At 58.1% G+C, this 14313-nt stretch carries 14 protein-coding genes; 8 read left to right on the top strand and 6 right to left on the bottom strand.

Going from position 1 to position 14313, the window contains the following annotated elements; genetic code table 11:
* Nucleotides 1-16: 16 nt before the first annotated feature.
* A complete protein-coding gene (locus WCX72_RS09075) occupies nucleotides 17-706 on the bottom strand; it encodes a metallophosphoesterase (protein ID WP_345969481.1) in 690 nt (229 codons plus the stop codon).
* 30 nt (nucleotides 707-736) lie between these two features.
* Complete coding sequence (locus WCX72_RS09070) at nucleotides 737-1192, bottom strand: hypothetical protein (RefSeq protein WP_345969480.1); 456 nt, start codon at nucleotides 1190-1192, stop codon at nucleotides 737-739.
* A 268-nt stretch (nucleotides 1193-1460) separates the two neighbouring features.
* Here WCX72_RS09070 and WCX72_RS09065 point away from each other — a divergent pair, with 268 nt between their 5' ends.
* The 7 genes from WCX72_RS09065 to WCX72_RS09035 all read left to right on the top strand — a co-directional run bounded on the left by WCX72_RS09065 (nucleotide 1461) and on the right by WCX72_RS09035 (nucleotide 10808).
* Entirely contained in the window at nucleotides 1461-1832 is a 372-nt protein-coding gene (locus WCX72_RS09065) for an HIT family protein (protein ID WP_345969479.1), read from the top strand.
* A gap of 159 nt (nucleotides 1833-1991) precedes the next feature.
* The gene (locus tag WCX72_RS09060) at nucleotides 1992-2621 is read left to right on the top strand and encodes a TetR/AcrR family transcriptional regulator (RefSeq protein ID WP_345969478.1); all 630 of its coding nucleotides are present in this window, start codon (nucleotides 1992-1994) and stop codon (nucleotides 2619-2621) included.
* Nucleotides 2605-4962, top strand: coding sequence for a TolC family protein (locus tag WCX72_RS09055; RefSeq protein WP_345969477.1), 2358 nt, complete (start codon nucleotides 2605-2607; stop codon nucleotides 4960-4962). Before WCX72_RS09060 ends, WCX72_RS09055 begins: the two co-directional genes overlap by 17 nt.
* Nucleotides 4955-5956, top strand: coding sequence for an HlyD family efflux transporter periplasmic adaptor subunit (locus tag WCX72_RS09050; protein ID WP_345969476.1), 1002 nt, complete (start codon nucleotides 4955-4957; stop codon nucleotides 5954-5956). The genes WCX72_RS09055 and WCX72_RS09050 overlap by 8 nt, the downstream gene beginning before the upstream one ends.
* Entirely contained in the window at nucleotides 5953-8673 is a 2721-nt protein-coding gene (rbbA, locus tag WCX72_RS09045) for a ribosome-associated ATPase/putative transporter RbbA (protein WP_345969475.1), read from the top strand. The genes WCX72_RS09050 and rbbA overlap by 4 nt, the downstream gene beginning before the upstream one ends.
* A complete protein-coding gene (locus WCX72_RS09040) occupies nucleotides 8674-9801 on the top strand; it encodes an ABC transporter permease (protein ID WP_345969474.1) in 1128 nt (375 codons plus the stop codon).
* Entirely contained in the window at nucleotides 9798-10808 is a 1011-nt protein-coding gene (locus WCX72_RS09035; RefSeq protein WP_345969473.1) for a lipid A deacylase LpxR family protein, read from the top strand. The genes WCX72_RS09040 and WCX72_RS09035 overlap by 4 nt, the downstream gene beginning before the upstream one ends.
* Nucleotides 10809-10821: 13 nt before the next feature.
* On the opposite strand, the gene WCX72_RS09030 is transcribed toward WCX72_RS09035, so the two are convergent.
* The 3 genes from WCX72_RS09030 to WCX72_RS09020 all read right to left on the bottom strand — a co-directional run bounded on the left by WCX72_RS09030 (nucleotide 10822) and on the right by WCX72_RS09020 (nucleotide 12922).
* Nucleotides 10822-11844 (bottom strand): DUF21 domain-containing protein, encoded by a 1023-nt coding sequence (locus tag WCX72_RS09030; protein ID WP_231018658.1) that lies wholly within the window; start codon nucleotides 11842-11844, stop codon nucleotides 10822-10824.
* Nucleotides 11845-11966: 122 nt separating this feature from the next.
* Entirely contained in the window at nucleotides 11967-12413 is a 447-nt protein-coding gene (locus tag WCX72_RS09025; RefSeq protein WP_231018656.1) for a DUF2846 domain-containing protein, read from the bottom strand.
* A 2-nt stretch (nucleotides 12414-12415) separates the two neighbouring features.
* A complete protein-coding gene (locus tag WCX72_RS09020; protein ID WP_231018654.1) occupies nucleotides 12416-12922 on the bottom strand; it encodes a hypothetical protein in 507 nt (168 codons plus the stop codon).
* A gap of 233 nt (nucleotides 12923-13155) precedes the next feature.
* On the opposite strand from WCX72_RS09020, the gene WCX72_RS09015 reads away from it, so the two are divergent.
* Entirely contained in the window at nucleotides 13156-13353 is a 198-nt protein-coding gene (locus WCX72_RS09015; protein ID WP_231018652.1) for a hypothetical protein, read from the top strand.
* A gap of 77 nt (nucleotides 13354-13430) precedes the next feature.
* Here WCX72_RS09015 and WCX72_RS09010 read toward each other — a convergent pair whose 3' ends face one another.
* The gene (locus WCX72_RS09010; protein WP_231018650.1) at nucleotides 13431-14171 is read right to left on the bottom strand and encodes a DUF4395 domain-containing protein; all 741 of its coding nucleotides are present in this window, start codon (nucleotides 14169-14171) and stop codon (nucleotides 13431-13433) included.
* Nucleotides 14172-14313 lie beyond the last annotated feature (142 nt).

Here is a 14313-nt window from a genome sequence, read left to right as displayed (position 1 = left end):
GTTTGAAACGTCTGCGTCAGGTGCTGCCAAACAGTTTGAGCGACGGCACTTCGAGGGCGCTGAGGGTACCGTAGAGGTAGGGGCCTGTGTCGATGCGCGCCGCGTAATCGTAAAGCTTCGGCGTGCGAAAAGGGGTGTGTCCGAAGACGTTGTAGATGCCGGGGAGCGGCGCGGGGGGATCGCGGTTAATGAGGACGTCGCGGTTGAAGGCCTCACGATCGCTCAGGCGTTTCGGCCAGATGCGCGACACGGAGGCATGGGAGACGACGACCCGGCGGCCGGCCACGCTGCACCCCTCGAGCTCAAGGTAGTAAGGCAGCGTCTTCAGCCACGCGATATCGCGGAAAAAAGGGGCGAGCAGGGGGGAGCTTCCTTCCTGCCGCAACGAGGGGTAGTTGTGCAGCCCGTACGAGGCGAGGGTCGCGTCGCCGCCGTTTTGCATCCAGAGAAGGTAGGCATCGTCCGCTTCCCATCGCCGCCCGTTTTCGGGGCGCTGCGACAGCATGAATGTTTCGTGGTTCCCCCGTACGCAGAGGTGTCCGCCTTCGCGTACAAAGGCGATAACCTTTGCCGAATCCGGCCCGCGGTCGATAAGGTCGCCGACGAAGACGAGCTGCGCTTCCTTCGGCAGTTGGGCGATGAGGCGCATCAGTTTGTCGTAGTAGCCGTGGACGTCGCCGATGATGCAGTAGTGTAGCATCTGCATGGGAGAGGGGCGCTGCCCCGGGAAAGGGGGTCAGCGTACGCGTTTTTTCCGCTTCGGCTGCGGTTCGGGCTCGGGCGTGAGGTCGACGGCGCTCTCCATATTACCGGTACGATACCGGATAATGAAGCGGATAGGGGTGTCCATGGGGGGAACGGGCATCTGCTTGTACCCCTCCATCACAACGAGTTCGCTGAGCCGGTCGATATTGCGTCGGCTGGCATGGTCAAGGACTCTGTAGCTGTCGGCCGTCCCGTCACTGCGCAGCATGAACTCCACGACGTTGCTGTCATGGATCTGCTGTGCACCGACCGTCTGGACCGCCTGAGCCTTCATGAGGCTGAGGATTTGGGGCTGGTTGTCCAGAATGTAATTCATCTGGCTTTTTGTCAGGGGAACCCCTATATAAAGGGCCTTGATATTTTGTCTGACATCGATCTCGGCCAACAGGGAAGCGGCGATCAGTGAGAGGATTAGGATGTATTTCATGCAAGCACTCCTTTGGCGCGAAACGTACCGCCTGATGAAAATCGGTATTTCCCATTGTTACAGGTGTTTTCTTATGTTTATGTAAATCCTGTGCGGATTTGGAAATAAAACACCAATTTGAAAGAGAGGCATAGCAAAGGAGACGATACCGAAGCCGCCGCATCCCCTTTCAATGGGATGACAATAATTATATCAATTTTATTGATACATAAAAGACGATGTATGCGGGAGAAAGGCATTTTAATGGATATTCTGTCATCCTATGTCTATGAAGTGTATCTTTTGCCACCTGCCTGAAAATACGATCGTCGACGGAAACGACCTCGCGTGTGCTTTTTACGATAAATACCCGGTCACGCAATTGCATATGCTCATCATCCCGAAGCGCCACGTCGCGGACTATTTTGAACTGACGCAGGAGGAGATCGCCGCCATGCACGATCTTCTTTTGCGCCAAAAAGCGCGCCTACTCCGGTTGGACGGCACGATCACCGGGTTTAACGTTGGCATCAACGTCGGCGCCGACGCCGGCCAGACGGTTTTCCACGTGCATATGCACCTGATCCCGCGTCGCCGGGGAGATATGAATGACCCCAAGGGCGGGGTGCGCGGCGTCATTCCCCAAAAACGGAAGTACTGACCGGTTACACTGCACCTTCTGACGCGTGTAGAGAACGGGGCGTGATGAGGCGGTCGCTTTTGCTTCAAAAAAACCTGTACAAATTTTTTCAGTAATTAAATTACTCTTAATAAAACCGCTCCTATACTTTAAGCAGTCAACACAGTAAAGGTGTGCGGCATGAACATAAGTGCAACGGATACGAAAAAAGCCAGGCTCTTGAAAATAGCGTCCACGATGTTGGAACATGAGGGGTTTCAGCAGTTAAAAGTTGCGGAGCTGGCCAAAGCGGGTTCCGTCTCCATCAGTACCGTTTATGCGATGTTCGGTTCAAAAGAGGGGATATACCTTGCCTACATCGAATCGAAGATTGCAACACTCCTTGAAGCCATAGACCGTATCGCCGATGAAGATCCCGTCATACAGCTCAAACAGTATGCCGGCTTCATTTTCGGCATGCTGGAACAGGGCCGGCTTGTTTTCGAAGAGGGAGTAAGCAGCAATCCGCTCTTTTTCAACGCCGTCAGCAACGAGTTTCCGCAGAGTGCCAAAAAAATCCACAGTTTCCTGGCGACATGTTTTTCAAAGATCAATCCCGATCTGGACAGGGAGCAGACCGATCTGCTCGGGTATGTCTTCAGCGGACAGCTGCACGGTTACATGCAGTACTGGGTGGTGGCGGGCGGAGACCTGCAGGTGCTCGCCGGGCAGTTGTGTGATACCTTCATCTGCCAGACGAGAGGTTGTTACCCAGACACGAGGAACGCTGCGCGGCAGCAAAAAGGGGGATCAGATGAGAACCGGATGTAGGCGTTGGGGCGCTGCGGCGTTGCTCCTGTTCCCCGTTTTGGCTTCCGCCCTCAATGTGGGCATTGTCGCGGACCGTTACGATGAAGCATTCGCCCAAGACCGGGCGGCACTGGTGACGGAAGTGAAACAGCTCGCCCCCATCCCTTCAAAGATCCTTTTCCCAGAGACACTGCAGGCGGAGGGCGGGAGCGATATTGCCCGGACCGCTGCCGCGATCGAACGCCTGCAAAAGGATACGAAGGTCGACATGATCGTTCTGCTCGGCACACTGGCGGGGGAAGTCGCCCTCTCACGGGGTGCTCTGCAAAAGCCGACGGTGATCCCTTTTGCAGAGGGTACCGGCCTGCGGGGGATCATACCGGCAGGGGACGGGAGCGGTCTCCGCAACGTTAACTATGTCCTGGGCCATAGCACGTTCGGTGCCGCCCTGAAGCGGTACCGCGAAATCGTGCTGTTTGAACAAGCATCGCTGCTGGTCGATGCGCGAGTGCTCGCGCTCTTCCCTGAGCTGGCGGCGCGTGCCGCGGAACAGGCGAAAGTGCAAGGGGTCAGGCTCAAGGTGCTGCCGGTGGCCGCCGATGGGAGCTACCGCGTCGCCGAAGGAAGCGGGGCGGTGCTGCTCGGAGAAATGTCGGGGCTCGCCGCGGCGGCGCGTACGGAGCTGATGGATGGCCTCCGCCGGGAGAAGCTTCCCGTTTTCTCCCTGGGAGCCGAACCCGGGGTGGGCTCAGGCGTGCTGGCAGATCTCTTTGTTCCCGACGAGCGGCTACGGCGTCTGCGGCGAAGTGCCCTGAACATTGTGGCGATCGCCGGGGGAGGGGCGGCGGAACGCCAGCCCGTCGCTTTCGAAGCGCAGAGCGTGCTGCGCATCGATATGGCGGTCGCCCGCGCCCTGCAGATCTCGCCGCCGTTCCGTATCCTGGCACAGGCGCGCCTGCTGCACGAGTCGGCCGTTGAGGGCAAAGCGATGGACCTGGTCACCGCGGCGGAAACGGCGCTCAAGCAGAATCTTAACGTGATCGCCGGCAAACTGGGGGTCCGGGAAGGCGAAGAGAGCATCGACGAAGTGCGCTCGGTCCTGCTGCCCCAACTGAGTGCCGAGCTGCTCTACACTCAGCGCAACGGCGACAACGTCTACGTCGAAGGAGGCTTCTATGCCGAGAAGAGTACGGACGGGGCGCTGAAGCTGCAGCAGATCCTCTTCTCGGAGAAAGCGCTGGCCAGGCTGGCGGTGCAACAATCGCTGCAAAAAGGGCGAGTGGCGCAGCAGCGTGGGCTGGAGCTCGAGGTGGTCCGTCAGGCGACCACGGCCTTTTTACAGACACACGTGGCCACAACACTGCTTGATATCCGCCGGGAGAACGAGCGGCTGATGCAGGCGAATCTTGCGATGGCAAGACAGCGCGTCGATGCGGGGATGACGGACCTCTCCGACGTCTACCAGTGGGAGAGCGAGATCGCGGTAGCGACACAGGCGCGGCTGCGGGCCGAGGCCGATGTCGCCAGGGCGTATGAACAGCTCAACCGTATCCTGCACCGGCCCATCACCGACCGGTACGCACTGACGGAGGTAACCCTGGAAGATCCCGCCCTCGTGATCAGTGATAGCGGTCTGCTCGGACGCATCAGCAACGCGGTGTCGTTCGAACGGCTTAACGCGTTTTATGTCGCTGAGGCACAGAAGGTTTCGCCGGACCTGGATGCGGTCGACGCGCAGCTCTCGGCGCAGCGCCGGCAGTACCGTTCCGACCGGCAGGCCTACTGGTCCCCGGATATCGCGCTGTACGGGGAAGTGACCCATGTCTTCGACGAGACCCGTACGCCCGGCGCGGCGTTCAGCCTGGAGGACGAGACCAACTGGATGGCGGGGGTATCGCTCTCCCTGCCGCTGTTCGAGGGCGGGGGGCGCAGCGCCCGTGCCGCGCGTTCAAGCCTGGGGGTCAGACGGCTGGAGGCGGACCGCCTCGAGCGGCTGTCGGCGCTGGAGCAGCGGGTCCGGGGGGACCTGCATACGCTGCGTGCCGCGTACCCGGCGATTGCACTGGCGCAGTCGGCGGCCGGGAGCGCGCGCAAAAGTTACAGGCTTGTGCGGGAGAATTATGCCCTCGGGAACCGGACGCTGGCCGATCTGCTTGTCGCGCAGAACGCGGCGCTCTCGGCCGATTTCGGCGCGGTGAATACCCGGTACCGTTTCCTCGTCGATCTGATGCAGCTGCAGTATGACGGCGGGCGTTTCGATTTTTTCATGAATGCGGAGGAGCGCAGAGATTTTATCGCGAGGCTGCGGCATGCGCTCGCAACCCCGGAAGCGTACCCGGTCAAAAAGGAAACCCATGAATAAACTATTTTTCAAACGTGCAGGCATCGCTTTGCTGCTGGCCGCCGCGGCCGGCGTCCTCTATTTCACGATGCTTCGGCTGGAGGGACCCTCTTTACCGGAGACGATCGCGATGGGCAACGGCCGTATCGAGGCGACGATGGTCGACATTGAAACGAAACTGCCCGGAAGGCTCTCCGAGATCACGGTCAAAGAGGGGGACATGGTCAAAAAAGGGGAGCTGATGGCGGCCATGGACACCGACGAGCTTGATGCCCGTTACGCCCAGGCCCTGGCGCAGGTGCGCCAGGCGGAGCAGCAGCGCAAACTCGCCCTCTCCGTGGTCAAGCAGCGCGAGAGCGAACGGACCCTTGCGCGTAAAAACCTCGAACGTTCCAAGAACCTCTACGTGAACAAGAACATCCCGCTGGTGCAGCTTCAGCAGCACGAGTCGGCCCTGAACGTCACCGAAGCCGCCCTGGAGGCGGCACGGGCGCAGGTCGTCAGCGCCGATGCGGCCATCGACGCGGCGCGGGCGCAGGCGGATACGATCAAGGCGAACCTCGAAGAGAGCCGGCTCTATGCCCCCATTGACGGACGCGTCCTTTACCGGCTGCGCGAACCCGGGGAGATCATCGGCGGCGGCGGAAAGGTGCTGACGCTGCTGGACCTGACCGATGTCTATATGACGATTTTCCTCCCGACGGCGCAGGCGGGGCGCATCGACATCGGCAGCGACGCGCGGATCATCCTGGATGCGCGTCCCGACATCGCGATCCCGGCCGTCGTGACCTTCGTCTCCCCGCAGGCACAGTTCACCCCCAAAGAGATCGAAACGCAGAGCGAGCGCGAAAAGCTGATGTTCCGGATCAAAGTGAAAGTCGACGAAGCTCTGCTGCGCCGCTACCTTGAACGGGTCAAGATCGGACTGCCGGGGACCGCTTATGTCCGCACGGATGCGCAGACGCCGTGGCCAGAAAGCCTGAACCGTCTGCCGGGGGATGACCAGACGCCATGAACAGTGTGGTCACCCTTGCAGGGATCTCCCACCGCTACGGCAAGACACAGGCGCTCGACAGCGTCAGTCTGGAGATTCCGGGGGGAAAGATGGTCGGCTTCATCGGCCCCGACGGCGTGGGGAAATCGACGCTGCTCGGGCTGATCTCCGGGGTGCGTCGTATCGAAACGGGCCGCGTGGAGGTCTTCGGGGGCGATATGGACAGTGCAGGTTACCGCGCATCGGTCTGTCCGCGCATCGCCTACATGCCGCAGGGGCTGGGCAAGAACCTCTACATGTCTCTGTCGGTGTACGAAAACGTCGAGTTCTTCGGCCGCCTGTTCGCCCAGGGGCGGGCGGAGCGCGAAGCGCGGATCGCGGAGCTGCTCGAGAGCACCGGGCTCGCCCCCTTCAAAGAGCGCCCGGCCGGAAAGCTTTCGGGCGGCATGAAGCAGAAGCTTGGGCTCTGCTGTGCATTGATCCACGACCCGGACCTGCTGATCCTCGACGAACCGACGACGGGGGTCGACCCACTGTCACGGCGGCAGTTCTGGGAGCTGATCGAACGTATCCGATCCCACAGGGAGGGGATGAGCGTGATCATCGCCACGGCCTATATGGAGGAGGCGGAACGCTTCGACTGGCTGGTGGCGATGGACGAAGGGCGCGTTCTGGCCACCGGGACTCCCGATGCGCTGCGGCATCAGACCGGTACGGAGACGCTGGATGAAGCCTTTATCCGCCTGCTGCCCGAGCGCAAACGCCGGGGGCATGAAACCCTCGTCGTGCCTCCGGGCAACTTTGAGGAAGCAGAGGAGGCCATCGCCGCGGAGGGGCTGACGATGCGCTTCGGCGATTTTACGGCGGTGGACCATGTCAGCTTCCGGATCAAACGCGGCGAGATCTTCGGTTTTCTCGGCTCCAACGGCTGCGGAAAGACGACGACGATGAAGATGCTGACCGGACTGCTGCGCCCCAGCGAGGGGGAGGCGTGGCTCTTCGGCGTCCGCAGCGAGCGCCACGACCTGGAGACTCGCAACAAAGTCGGCTACATGACCCAGTCCTTCTCACTCTACGCGGAGCTGACGGTCAGGCAGAACCTTGTGCTGCACGCCGAGCTTTTTCACCTCCCCGAGCAGGAGGTCGAGCAGAGGGTCGGCGAGATGATCGAACGCTTCAAGCTTGAAGCCTACGAGCACAGCTACCCCGACGGGATGCCGCTGGGCATCAGGCAACGCCTCTCCCTCGCCGTCGCCGTCGTACACCGGCCGCAGATGCTCATTCTCGACGAACCGACCTCAGGCGTTGACCCCGTGTCACGCGACAGCTTCTGGGAGCTGCTGATCGACCTCGCGCGCAAGGACGGGGTGACGATCTTCATCTCCACCCACTTCATGAACGAGGGCGAACGATGCGACCGTATCTCACTGATGCACCAGGGCAGGGTCCTGGCCAGCGACACGCCGGCATCGCTCATCCGCGCTCGGGGGAAGACGGGCCTCGAAGAGGCCTTTATCGACTACCTCGAGGAGGCGATCGGGGAGGAGGAGAAAGGGCAGAGCGCTGATGAGCCGCCGCCGGAGCCGCACCGTGCCAGGAGCCCGAACCGTTTCTTCAGTCCGCTGCGTCTTTTCGGGTACAGTTACCGCGAAACGCTTGAACTGCTGCGCGACCCGGTCCGGCTCACCTTTGCCGTGTTCGGGACCGTACTGCTGATGCTCACGCTGGGGTTCGGGATCACAATGGACGTCGAGGACCTCCATTTCGCCGTGCTCGACCGGGACCAGAGCCCCCAGAGCCGTGACTACGTTCAGAGCCTGGCGGGGTCGCGCTATTTTCTCGAGCAGCCGCCGCTGCATTCGCAGGCGGAACTGGACCGTCGTATGCGCAGCGGGGAGGTTGCCGTCGCCCTCGAGATCCCGCCGGGCTTCGGCAGGGATATTACTCGGGGACAGCAAACGCAGATCGGGGTCTGGATCGACGGGGCGATGCCGTTCCGCGCCGAAACGATCCTGGGCTACATCCGCGGGATGCACTACAACTACCTGACGGAGCTGACACGACGGACGCTGGGCTATGTCCCCGCGCTGTCGCCCATCGACATCGAGATGCGCTACCGCTACAACCAGGACTTCAAAAGCATTTTCGCGATGGTGCCCGCGATCATCCCGATCCTGCTGGTCTTCATTCCGTCGATCCTGATGGCGCTGAGCGTCGTGCGGGAGAAGGAGCTGGGTTCCATCACCAACTTCTACGCCACCCCGGTCACGCGCCTGGAGTTTCTGCTGGGCAAGCAGCTCCCCTACATCGCTGTGAGCATGGTCGGTTTTTTCGGTCTGGTCATGATTGCAGTTCTGCTGTTCGGGGTCCCGCTCAAAGGGAGCCTGATGACGCTGAGCCTGGGGGCGCTGCTTTTTGTGACGATCACGACGGGCCTCGGGCTGCTCATGTCCGCGTTTACCCGGACCCAGGTCGCCGCCCTGGCAGCGACGGCCATTTTGACGCTGCTGCCGACCATCAGCTTCTCGGGGCTCAGCGAACCCGTCAGCTCCCTTGAAGGAGCGGGGCGTATCATCGGGGAGATTTACCCGGCAACCTACTTCATCAACATCAGCCGCGGCGTCTTCAGCAAGGCGCTCACCCTCAGTGATCTCTCCCGCGACTTTGCGGCCCTGGCGGCGGCAGTCGTCATTATCACGCTGCTGAGCATCGCGGCGTTGAAGCAGCAGGAGCAATAGATGAAAAAACACTTGTTAAACATCTACCTTCTGGGCATCAAAGAGCTTCGCAGCCTGCTGCGGGACAAGATGATGCTCTTCTTGATCATTTACTCTTTTACCTTCGCCATCTACGTCAAGGCGACCTCTACCTCGACGGAGCTGGTTAACGTGCCCGTAGCTTTCGTCGACGGGGACCGTTCGGCCCTCTCCATGCGGATCATGGACGCCTTCTACCTGCCCCGGTTCCTTTCGCCGGACCTGATCAGCGCGAGCGCCGCCAATGCGGGGATGGAAGAGGGGCTCTACACCTTCATTATCACCGTACCGCCCTCGTTCGAGAAGGAGCTGCTCCAGGGGAGGCACCCGACGCTACAGGTCAGCATCGACGCGACGCGGATGTCCCAGGCAGGTATCGGGGCGGGCTACATCCAGCAGATGGTCAACGACGAAGTCCAGGAGTTTCTCTACGGTCAAAGGACATCGGCAGCGCTGCCGGTGGAAGTCGTCACGCGCATGAAGTACAACCCTACGCTCGACAGCATCCGCTTCGGCAGCATCATGGAGGTGATTGGGCAGATATCGCTGCTTTCCATTATGCTGGCGGGCGCGGCGCTGATCCGTGAACGCGAACACGGTACGCTGGAGCACCTGATGGTCATGCCGCTGAATGCGGCGGAAATCATGCTTTCGAAGGTGTGGTCGATGGGCCTTGTCGTGCTTGCCGGTGTCACGTTCTCGATCGAGATCGTCGTGCAGAGGATCCTTTCCGTCCCCGTCGAAGGGTCGCTGACGCTCTTTTTATTCGGATCGCTGCTGATGCTCTTTTCGACGACGTCGATGGGGATCTTTATGGGCACCGTCGCCCGGACGATGCCGCAGCTGGGGCTGATCATCATCCTGACGATCCTGCCGCTGCAGATCCTCTCGGGCGGGGTGACCCCTTTTGAAAGCATGCCGCAGGGACTGCAGAACGTGATGCTGCTGATGCCGACGAGCCACTTCGTCAGCATGGCGCAGGCGGTGCTCTACCGCGGCGCCGGTATCGACATCGTCTGGCCGGAGCTTCTTGCCATCAGCGGGATCGGCGTCGTCTTTTTTCTGCTGGGGCTCTTTTTCTTCCGCCGCAGCCTGGCCAGCGCTTCATGAGAGATACGGTGCGTCTCATCTTCTGGCTGCTGTCGGTGGGGCTGTTCCTGCCGCTGCACGCACAGAGCTGGTCGTTTTCGATCGACAACGACATGATCTTCGGGTCGGACGACAAATACACGGGCGGTTTCCAGGTCGGCTGGATGAGCGATGAACTGGGTGCAAGTGAAAAGGGGAGTTTTCAATACGGCTACGTCAAGGGGATGAGTGATCTGCTGCGGGCCGTTTACCCGTTCGATCTCTCCGAGATGAAACAAAACGGGGCCATCAGCCTCCAGGGGATCGCCATTACGCCTGAAGATACGAATGAGACCGAACCCGTCTATGATGACGTCCCCTATATGGGGTCGACGGCCCTGACCGCGTCGCTGTTTATCTGGAATGAGCATATCTTCCACGAGGTGTTGATGACGCTGGGCGTCATGGGACCATCCTCGGGGGCGGAAACCGTGCAAAAGGGTCTGCACCGGTGGTTCCGGATCGATGAACCCCAGGGGTGGGACAATCAGGTGCCGGATCGGCTGCTGTTCCAGACCGGCTATGTCGTGGGAACACGCCAATACTCGGGCCGTGTCGCAGAGCGATATACCTTCGAGTGGTTCAACAGCCTCTCCCTCAACGCGGGAAGCAGCTATGTCGGAGCGGGCGGGGGCACGGCCGTGCGCATTGGGGAGAACGCTCCCAAAAACTTTGTCACGATCAGCGGGATCATCAACCGTTCGCTGGCGCATCAGCTCAATCTGGATACACGGAGGGGAAGGTGGGGATGGAGCGTCAAGCTCGCTCTTTTTGCCGATGTAGTCGGCTATTTTTACCTGCATGAGTACGCCAAGCAGCACGGGTATGATTTCGAGATGCCGACGACGCTTATCACAGGGCTGCTGGGGTTCGATCTCTATTACGAGAGGCTGCGGGCTTCGCTGGAACTCTACCCCAGCCGTCCGATCGGGCAGTATGTCCGTTCCAACTATTTCGGGCGTTTGAACCTGGTGCTACAGGTACCGTAAGATGGCATCGTAGTTATTTTGCCACGATGCCCCGCAGCAGCCGCCCGAGAATGTCCGCCCCGGTGATAATGCGCCGTTCGGTTCCCCAGACTAGGATAATGTCCTGGTCGATGACGTCGTCTTCCATATGCTCCGGATCGACCTGCAGACCCGGCAGAATGTAACCGAGTGTCGTTTCCATATTGGTGATGATTGTCGGGCGGTGGCAGTGCTCCATGGGGTCGAAGGTGTCGAATTCGAAGAGGGCGGCGTTGATAAAGCCGTCGGCATCCATGACGAGGCGGGGGTTGTCACGCATGTCTGTCAGGATGATCCATGACTTGTGGGGTCTCTGGACCCGGCGCAAGAAGGGGTCTTTGGACGAGGAGGCGATTTCGGGGAACTGCGGCACGCTGCCCTCGAACTTGAGGGGAATGATGCTTAGCGGTTCGATGGGTTCGCCCTCTTCGCCGACTTTAAGGTCGTCCATGGCGAGGAAATTCAGTGCGCCGACCCCTTCGGTCCGCGTGATCTCGGAATCGCGTTCCTGGATATGCAGTTTGAGCATCTCCTCGATCTCGTTTTCGCGCAGGAACTGCACCGCCTCCCGTCCCAGCCAGAGGTCGAGCATCTTGGCAGAGGGTTTGGCCAACGGCCAGAGGAGCAGCTGGTAAAAGCGCAGCAGGGGGGTCAGTGTGGAGGCCATTTTAAGGGCGTTTCGGGAGAAATAAGCCTGGGGGATGATCTCGCCGAAGAGGGTGATGACGAAGGTCGAAAAGACAAAGGCGATGATGCCGGCCATCACGGAATTGGAAAGTAGGGTCAGCAGAACGTTGATGCCGACATTGCCCCAGAGGATCGTCGTCAGCAGAAAGTTCGGGTCTTCGCGCATGGCGTAGACCTTTGCCGCGGCAGCATCGCCTTTGGACATATCGATATGCAGTCGCATTTTGCTGATGCTGAAAAAAGCGAGGTTGAGCCCGGAGAACATCGCCGACTGCGTGATGCAGAAGGCGATACCGAGCCAGTTGAGCAGGTCCAAAGATGTAATCTCCATACGCAATTTTACTATGGAGGGCTTAAGTGCACCTCGGGTTCCTGTCGAAACGCACGGAGACGTTGCCCTGCATGGGAGAGGAGAAATTTTGCAGTTAATAGCGACTCCGTAGGCAGCTTGTCTCAGTCACTGCTTAACTGCGTATCTTTGATCTCTTCTTCGCATAGTTTGTTGTCAACAACTGTCAAGTGGGGTCTTCCGGCGATAAATCCGATACCGACCTCTCCTTTGATGCAGTACATTTTGTTCGGTTCAATATCAATCGTGACGGAGCTTTTGGCTTCTGTTTTGGCCCAGAACTCTTTTTCGCCCGGTTGACTGGTGTATTGGAAATAGCCGCCGTTTCTCAACGTGCCGATCACTTTGTCATTGCCATCCTGATCAGTCACATGGATATCATAATAGATACCGCCTCCTATAAAACTTGACGGGCGGTATATGTAGACAAGTCCCATGTCTTTTTCAGGCTTTTCGATTTTCGAAAAGGTCGGCCCTTTTGCGCCGCATCCGGACATGATGATTGCTGTACCCAGTGCCAGCAAGGTGGTAGTGGTAAGTTTAAATCGCATGATTACAGTTCTCCTTTTGTTAGACTTACTCTGACTTGCAAATCGATATTTTTTTTGACTTCATCCAGACATTTTTTTCTGTCTTCGGATAGGTTGGTGTTTTTAAAGAGGTTTCTGGTGCTTTTGGCGACACAGACAGCCTTGAAGGAGATCGTCGTTGCATTGGCATCGATCACATCGAGCTTCCCCTGTACGACAACGTCGGAATCACTGAGGGGAAACCCGACCAGTACCAGAGGATTGAACAGATTTAATGCATCGTAATCGATGTCCCCGTTTACATAGGTGACCTCATAATCGTAATGAAGCACACGCGTGGAATCCGGATCTGATTTGAGAGAAGACGGCAGATAATCCCTGTTCGTTTTTGCGTAGTCGATTCTGCCCTCAAGGTAGGCGGTGGCGTCAGTCTTGATGGTTTCTATTTTTGGTTCTGTAAGATATTTGGATGAACATCCCGCCAGTCCGAAAAACAATATGAAGACTATAGGCAGCGCGCTGATTTTCATGCAGATCTTCCTCCCCTCCGGCAGCCGGAGTGTTTTTAAGAAAATAAAATAGTTATCAACTGTTCAGAGTGTATCGCATGATTTATTAAAATAATTTATCAGTATGGGGTCGGCAATCCGGACAGTATTGTCTTTTGTATATGTATTCAAGAGGAGAGACTTTTTATTGCAGCATTTGACAGATGGGTGTCAACAGCTTAGAATAGAGCGGATTCAACGTAAGGATGCAGGTGATGAAAACGTTATGGGGACTCGTATGTATTTTAACGCTGTTCGGAGGCTGTTCCGATCAGAAAACGGAAGGTGACAAGAGCGATCATATGCTTCGGCAGGAGATCGACGTGATGCATGACGCACAAAGCGTTACGCAGACGATGAACGCGAAAACGAAAGAACAGGAGCAGCAGGCTGACGCTTTGGCCGGCCACTGAACTGGCTGATTGGGCAGGGCACCCTTTGGGAGTGAAACAATGGACGGTGCCATTTTCGCTCAGAAAAAGAGCGGGTACTAGAAGTCGTCGTCTCCGAACTCTTTCTCCAGCTCCCTCTGGTACGCTTCTTCTTTCTCTTTGATCAATTGCGATTCCGTCAAAACGGCTTCATGAAGAAACTCGCCGAAGAAGGTCTTGGGCTCCTCGTAGGCCAAAAAGGCGTAGGTGCCCACCAGGAAGCCGACGACGGTCAGGGCCGCGATCACCTTTTGGACCGGGTTGAACTTCTGGATCGGCTCTTTGATACGGAGCTCGCAGGTGCCGCCCGGACAGTGGACCGGGTCAATGCGCGTGAGCAGCTTGTAGATCATACAGCCGACGCAGATGGAGAAGGCGCTCTCCAGGAACATCAGCGACGCGCAGAGGACACAGATAAGTACTTTGTAGAAGGTGATGTCCCAGTTGATGACGAACCACCAGACCATCGGCAGGGAGATCAGCCAGCCCAGCGTCCACGCAAAGCGCTTCTGCAGTCCGCCGACATATTCCGGTTTCTGGTTCTGCACGACAAACTTGCCCAGCAGCAGGGAAGGGACGTATTTCGGACTGATCATTCTCAGCGTAAAATCTATAAATAAAAAGGCCAAATAGATTCTCGCTGCCATGATGTGGTTGAAGCCTATCCCGACGAAGATGATAATGGTCCCGAGGATTCCAAGGATCCCCGCCGCGGCTCTGGCTTCTCTTTCATTGACGACTCTGACGTCGTACCCGGGTACTTTTTCTCCATAATCCCATAAAAAACTCTGAAGGTTCAAAAAACTTCCTTTGGATGCGTGAGTGTATGTGCAAGCATTCCCTGTTTCTATAAACATCGTATGAACAAGGGATCCACGCTTTTGCATTGTGATAAAGTTTTGATGCGGGACGAATTATAACAAATTTTGAAAAGAGTGGGCT

This window comes from Thiomicrolovo immobilis (assembly GCF_039645955.1).
Classification (GTDB): Bacteria; Campylobacterota; Campylobacteria; order Campylobacterales; family Sulfurimonadaceae; genus Thiomicrolovo; species Thiomicrolovo diazotrophicus.
This window is presented reverse-complemented; position numbering and strand designations above follow the sequence as displayed.

What these genes read in the sequence shown, in the direction of transcription:
- WCX72_RS09025 (WP_231018656.1), bottom strand. Translation starts at nt 12,413, where the DNA reads ATGCGATTTAAACTTACCACTACCACCTTGCTGGCACTGGGTACAGCA.
- WCX72_RS09055 (WP_345969477.1), top strand. Translation starts at nt 2,605, where the DNA reads ATGAGAACCGGATGTAGGCGTTGGGGCGCTGCGGCGTTGCTCCTGTTC.
- WCX72_RS09075 (WP_345969481.1), bottom strand. Translation starts at nt 706, where the DNA reads ATGCAGATGCTACACTACTGCATCATCGGCGACGTCCACGGCTACTAC.
- WCX72_RS09040 (WP_345969474.1), top strand. Translation starts at nt 8,674, where the DNA reads ATGAAAAAACACTTGTTAAACATCTACCTTCTGGGCATCAAAGAGCTT.
- WCX72_RS09060 (WP_345969478.1), top strand. Translation starts at nt 1,992, where the DNA reads ATGAACATAAGTGCAACGGATACGAAAAAAGCCAGGCTCTTGAAAATA.
- WCX72_RS09065 (WP_345969479.1), top strand. Translation starts at nt 1,461, where the DNA reads ATGAAGTGTATCTTTTGCCACCTGCCTGAAAATACGATCGTCGACGGA.
- WCX72_RS09035 (WP_345969473.1), top strand. Translation starts at nt 9,798, where the DNA reads ATGAGAGATACGGTGCGTCTCATCTTCTGGCTGCTGTCGGTGGGGCTG.
- WCX72_RS09030 (WP_231018658.1), bottom strand. Translation starts at nt 11,844, where the DNA reads ATGGAGATTACATCTTTGGACCTGCTCAACTGGCTCGGTATCGCCTTC.
- WCX72_RS09050 (WP_345969476.1), top strand. Translation starts at nt 4,955, where the DNA reads ATGAATAAACTATTTTTCAAACGTGCAGGCATCGCTTTGCTGCTGGCC.
- WCX72_RS09070 (WP_345969480.1), bottom strand. Translation starts at nt 1,192, where the DNA reads ATGAAATACATCCTAATCCTCTCACTGATCGCCGCTTCCCTGTTGGCC.
- WCX72_RS09020 (WP_231018654.1), bottom strand. Translation starts at nt 12,922, where the DNA reads ATGAAAATCAGCGCGCTGCCTATAGTCTTCATATTGTTTTTCGGACTG.
- rbbA (WP_345969475.1), top strand. Translation starts at nt 5,953, where the DNA reads ATGAACAGTGTGGTCACCCTTGCAGGGATCTCCCACCGCTACGGCAAG.
- WCX72_RS09015 (WP_231018652.1), top strand. Translation starts at nt 13,156, where the DNA reads ATGAAAACGTTATGGGGACTCGTATGTATTTTAACGCTGTTCGGAGGC.